Source organism: Parabacteroides sp. AF17-3, assembly GCF_003635445.1.
Taxonomy (GTDB): domain Bacteria; phylum Bacteroidota; class Bacteroidia; order Bacteroidales; family Tannerellaceae; genus Parabacteroides; species Parabacteroides goldsteinii.
Genome location: NZ_QTMM01000012.1, coordinates 57,697 through 64,067 on the forward strand (window position 1 = coordinate 57,697; position 6,371 = coordinate 64,067).

General features: G+C 44.9%; 3 protein-coding genes. All 3 read right to left on the reverse strand.

All coding sequences use genetic code 11. The features are described 5' to 3' along the window. Positions 1 to 77: 77 nt before the first annotated feature. Positions 78 to 437 carry a hypothetical protein gene (locus tag DWW91_RS16435; RefSeq protein WP_046145280.1) on the reverse strand — a complete coding sequence of 120 codons (360 nt, stop codon included), beginning with the start codon at positions 435 to 437 and terminating at the stop codon, positions 78 to 80. A 313-nt stretch (positions 438 to 750) separates the two neighbouring features. Beyond that, complete coding sequence (locus tag DWW91_RS16440; RefSeq protein WP_122328357.1) at positions 751 to 2,604, reverse strand: SusD/RagB family nutrient-binding outer membrane lipoprotein; 1,854 nt, start codon at positions 2,602 to 2,604, stop codon at positions 751 to 753. Positions 2,605 to 2,623: 19 nt separating this feature from the next. Continuing rightward, positions 2,624 to 6,070, reverse strand: a complete 3,447-nt coding sequence (locus tag DWW91_RS16445; protein ID WP_122328358.1) for a SusC/RagA family TonB-linked outer membrane protein — start codon at positions 6,068 to 6,070, stop codon at positions 2,624 to 2,626. Positions 6,071 to 6,371: the final 301 nt, after the last annotated feature.

Consider the following 6,371-nt stretch of genomic DNA (forward strand, 5'->3'; position numbering starts at 1 on the left):
CCCAAGGTACGGGCATTAAACAAGGCAGCCTATGTTTTTACATTATATTATGAAAAACATAAGCTGCACGACAAACATCAATCGTCCTTGCGGGTAGAAAGATACTCCATCACCCCATTCACGAGCGTACCCAACGCCAGTGGTTCCACTTTGCCTTCAGGACAGACCTTCATGACGGTATCGAGCGAACGGAGGAAAGGCTTCACTTCATGGCAGTCGTTAACCGTCCATTTGCGGCTCTCGATCAGGGGAGCGATCTGGGCGACAAACTCTTCCAGGGAACAATGGAACGTAATGGTTTCGCCTACCACCATATCCTCCTCCCAGACGGCATGTTCCAACATCCGGCCCAGGGTGTTGCTTAGTTTCATCACTTCGTGCAATTTCTTTTCCAGCTGCACGCATTCATTTCTCAAATCCAGTACTGCTCCATTCAACAGGGCGGCGTTCAGTTTTTTTTCATATGAATTTAATATAATAAAAGAATTCCCAATGATTTGGGAATTTGAATATTCAGTTCTTATTAGATTTGAACTTGTTCAGATCGTATTAGAGAACACAGATTATGCAGAAGCTTGTACGCATTCTACCGGTAATATTGACATAATCAGACTCCTTACATTTGTTTTATAGCAGACCAAAACTGAAAACCGCAAAGATTCTCACGAATCCTTGCGGCCATCAATTATGTAGAAAAACTACTCAAGCATTTAAGCTCGCCTAAGTAGATAAGTTATAATCTCGATTTATTTAAGGCTTATCCCACCAAATACGGCCTTCCGTCCTTTCTACAGCCGGACCATAGTTCGAATCTTCAATCAACTGTTTTAGTGCTGCATTATAATTATCCAGATTTTCACTATTGGGAGCCCCTAATGCTGCCCGGCGCGGAATAATCAGCGTAGATCCGCCCGTTACAATCGATTCAAGAAAAGCTACTCCATTTTCAGGCGTGGGTTGATCTTTAAATGCAGGCAAACCTGTACGCTTCCAGGTAGCCCATGCTTCCTCCGGACGCATAAAGAGATTCACCCACTGCTGGGAAATAATCTTTTCCAGTGAAACTGTTTGGAATTCCGGGCGGGCCAGATAAGCGGATATCTTCTCTTCTGTGATCGGAGCATAAATACCACTATTCTCGTTCATAGCTGCCGGAACTGCCATCTTCACGGCCCATGCCTGATATTGTTCCATGGAAGCTCTGATCCCATCCCGATACCATGTCAACGCATCTTTTCCTCCCATTACACGACCTTCCTTAAAGGCAATCTCGGCCATCATAAAGCATGTTTCAGGATAGGTGATCATCGGTGTAAACAGACTGATCTTTTCCTGCGAAACATCAAAAGAGGCATCTTCTTTATTACGGGCAGTAATCTGGGTTCCCACCTTTCCTCCGTTCTTCACATAAAACCGGCTTTCGATCTGGCTATTATGGCGAATATCGATCGTACGGGCGGTTCCGCCATCGTCTATATACTCGATCGTATAATATGAATTCTTCGACCAATCGCTACTCGAACTGTCCGGATTGGCAGACATTCCTGTAAAACGGTGATTTACCCACTGAGAGAAACGAGTCTGGTAGTCCGGATAATACTTCTTTACGGTTTCAAAGTATTCGTCGTTAGTCTTATTATTGTTTCCGTCACCGAATCCGTTCCGGCGTACCAGCAACGGCAGGCGCGGGTCATCGTACGCTTCGAGAAAACTGACCAGGGCACGTGATGCACAATACTGGTACGTCAGGATATGCATATCGTCTGTATTATCATTGTGTTCGTTCGGATGATTATACAGGCAAGATTCGTCCAGGCTGGAAATAATACCACCCGTATTAGATAATACTTCGCTTAAAACCGATTTATAGAAACTATTGTCGGCCTTTTCCAGGCGTTGCGCCATTTTTATACGCAATGTATTGGAAAATTTGATCCATTTAGCGATATCTCCTTTATAGAAATAATCATTGCTGCCCAGATTATACTGGTTTTCGTTCGAGTTCTGCAAAATAGAAATATTCTCCTTTACCTTCCGGTCGAACGCTTTGTAGAGCTCTTCCCCGTCCAGCGATTTCTGATAAAGGTCATAACGCGGCGTACGGATTCCATCAGATGCCAGTTTGAACGCTTCCGTATAAGGAGCGGCCCCGCATACGTCGAACATCAGCCACGCCTCATAGGTTTCTAGGATATTAGCAATAGCAGCCAGATCCTGGAAACGTTCAGCTTCCGAATTTCCGGGAATAACCGTATTTACCAGATAGCGTAGCTGCAAACCGATCTGTCCGAAATAGTCACCGTAATAGGGTGTATAGGGCGATGGTCGCCCGGATGTACCTGTCGGGTTCACATAGGCACCTTCCTGCGCTCCGGTATAATTCACGATATATTGCATATACTGCATCACACCGCTGTATTTATTCATCAGGTGGCCACGACTATTGTTATTAAAATTCATCGTAGCTCCGGTAAAAGCATTCCGGGGGTCGGTCTGTCCCAATAGTTCCGGGTTCGTATTCAGTTCTTGATAATCATCCAGGCACCCCGTGAGCATGGACAATGCACATACTCCTGCCAATATTAATTTTATTATCTTATTCATATATGATGCTTTTATATTATTAGAATCTGAGAGTTAAGTTAAGTGCATAGGTACGCGCAAACGGTACACCACCGATGTCTATCGGCTGCAACGGATTGTTACTGGAGATCGACTCCGGATTCAGACCGTCGGTCAGCTTATTCACCAGATAACAGATATTACGGGCTGTCAGGCCGACACGCAGATAGTTAGCGCCGAATTTCTTACAAATGTTTTCCGGCAAACGGTAACCAACCGTGATTTCACGCAGGCAGAACCAGGTATTATCCTGCAATCCCAGCTCGGACGGCATACCCCAACCGAAATTGTAACGATAATAAGTACTAGCCATCATCGGACGCACTCCTTTCTCCAGAGCTTCCCGGTATGTCATGCCACCCACGTCGATCGTCTGGGTGGGATCGCTATCTAACGGTGCTTTTTCTCCTTCGTCGAAGACTGCATCCAGATCGATCACATCGTATACGGTCTCTCCTTTATAATTCTTACGGGGCAGCCCGCCATGCTCCTGGTCACGACCGGCAAGCGACGATTTTAACGTACCCATATTCGAGGCGTATTTATAGGTATGCGAAAAGAAGTTTCCACCTACACGCCCGTCCACCATAGCATAAAAGTCGAAGTTTTTATAAGAGAACGATGTATTGAAGCTCAACAAGAAGTCAGGTTCTACCTTACCGATGACTTTACGTTCCGGAATACCTTTGTCCGATTCCCTCACATAACGATATACGTGCACTGCATTCGGAGATCCGGCAGCTCCTACATAAGAAATCACCGGTTTGCCGTTTCTGTAATCACCCAGATCGTTTTCATTATTGAAACGGTAGACTCCACCGCCGTAAAATGAATTATAGGGTGTCGTGATCACACCGAAATCGCCGCCTTCATAAGCCCAGATCTCAGGACCGGCATCGTATACACCCATCAACTGCCATTCTTTGACGTTTTCATGCAGTTTGACTACTTTACCCCGGTTCAACGTAAAGTTTGTACCGATTGTCCACCGGAAATCGTGTGTACGGATCGGAGTTCCTTCCAGCTGGATCTCCACACCTTGGTTCTGGATGTTACCCGCATTGATCAGCTGCTTGCTGGCTCCCGACTCAGTAACGGCAGCCACCGACATGATCTGGTTTTTCGTGTTTGTCTTATAGTAAGCCAGGTCGAGCGTCAAACGTTCGTCGAAGAAGCGCAGATCGGTTCCCAACTCGATCGACTGCTGGATCTCGGGTTTCAGGTCATTGTTCCAGGCCTCCCCCAGGTTCGGGCTTGCCGTCAGCACGCTGTTACGATCCGCGTCATATTGGGATTCTTGTTTAAACACACCGAAACCTTTCGTCGTTGCATATGCACTTGTCCCCATACCTACACGTGCCCAAGAGGCACGGAATTTGCCAAAGGAAAACCATTTAGGTAATTTAAACGTTTCCGAAAATACCCATGAGGCGTTGACTGAAGGATAGAATACGGTATAATTATTCATCCCGGTCTGCATATAAGTCGGATAACTCAGCGTAGAAAGCCAGTCGTTACGGGCTGTCAGTTCCAGATAAACCTGTTCGCGCCATCCCAGGTTGACAATCCCCGAAATACCGAATGTCTGGTTGTTCCGCGGAGTATAATCGAATTTAGGAGTAATCTTATTCACCGAATTCGAGAATGCAAATATGGCTGGTGTCACCAAGCCTCCGTTCGTTTCTTTCGACCAGGAGTGTTGTTCGGTATTACCATAAAGCTCGCCGGCAACGATAGCGTCCAGCGTGATTTTTTCGTCACCGATCCTGATCGTATTATTGGTGCTCTGCAACATGGCCAGGAAGTTATACGAACCTGAGTTGTTACCGCCACGGCTGTAGTAACCGGTACCGGTCGGGCCGTAATTTTCACCCGTACCATATCTTTTTTCCATTGTAGATATTCCGTAATAGTTATAGTTCGCTTTCAAGCTTGCAGTCAGCCAGGGGGCGATCTTTGCCCGCAACGTAATATCGGAAAGCAGTGAGTTTTCCGAACGCAGGTTCAGATTCATATCCCTGGAATGAAGATAACTGCGCAACGATCCCCAAGGTGAGTCGTTTTCTACTGCCTTGGTTACCGGGTCACGATACAGCGATTCGTAAGCCTTCATATCCATATTTCTAGGAGTATGATAAGTAGACATCATACCTAAATTAGCATCCCAGTTCCAGGCACCTTGGTTCGCTCCGTTCTGGGCACGCGAGAAAGCATAATTCACACCCACTTCCAGTTGGAAGATACGGTTCAGATCGGTCATTCCTTTAAATGACACAGTATGACGATTGAATTTATTACGCTTGAACACACCATTATTATCTGTATAAGAATAGGACAAACGGAAAGATGATTTTTCGCCTCCACCATTGATCGACACGTTAGTCGTACTGTTTAAAGCCGATTTATATAATGCTTTCCAGTTGTCAGGATGAGATACGAACGGAGTCTTTTCACCATGCGGCAAATACTGATTCACCAGCGCCCCGTCCATCCTCGGACCAAAACTTGCGGCAGTCCTTTGCAACGAACCATCAGCTAGGAAGCCACCTTCGTAACCATTATTCGGAGCACCGGCACCGTAAACATCCTGAAAGGCGATCGGCGATTTGTAAATATCCGTCGTCTCCAATGTCTGGGAAATCTCTACACCCAACCCTTGTTTGCCATATTTACCTCCTTTCGAAACAATTACGACAGCACCATTGGCACCACGCGATCCGTACAGAGCGGTTGCGGCTGCCCCTTTTAGAACCGTTACGCTTTCGTAATCGGCCGGATTCAAGTTTTTCAACTGTGACCCCCAGTCCGTTCCATCTAACGCACCTTTCAACGGCTCCTGAATGATCATACCGTCGATAACGAAAATCGGTGCATTGTTTTTATCTATTGATTTGGCACCGCGAATAGTGATTGCAGAACTGGAAGTAACACCCGATGCACCTCCGACATTGATATTAACCCCGGCAACTTTTCCCTGTAAAGCATTAATGGGGTTGATCACATTTACACGCTGAATCTCCGTAGTCGAAATACGCGTAGTTGCATATCCCACCGAACGGGCTTGTTTCGTAACACCTAAAGCTGTCACAACCACTTCCTCCAAGGCTTGTGAGTCTTCTTTTAAAATAACATTCAGAGGTTTTTCTTGATAAATAATTTCCTGAGTTACGTAACCAATAAAAGAAATAACGATAGTGGCTCCTTTCTTTACACCACTCAGCGAGAAGTCTCCGTTGGCACCTGTCACAGTTCCATTTGTAGTTCCTTTCACAAATACAGATGCCCCAACAACGGTTTCCCCTGTATTATCTTTTACAACACCTGTGCAATTCCCACTCTGTTGGGATATTAGCACTTCACTCACTCCTGATTCAGAAGTTGCATAGATTATTCCTGTAGAAGTCAAGAGGAATAACAATACGCCAACCGCTTTTAGTCTTTTAACCATAGATTGACTTTTTTAGTTAATAAAATAGGCTAACAACCACCACCATAGTCCTGATGGGACTCCTATATTTAAAGATATAAACAGCAATAAAGAGTAAATATATTAGAAACATTTATTGATTAATTTAAAAAAACACACTGGTTGACTTATGATTATTTAATTATTTACAAAAAATGCGGGTTAAAATTTGCTTGTTTTAAATTTGTTTATATATTTGCAATATATTTTGCACCATAGTTCCATCAGGACTATGGTGGTGGTTGTTAGCCTATTTTATTAACTAAAAAAGTCAATCTATGGT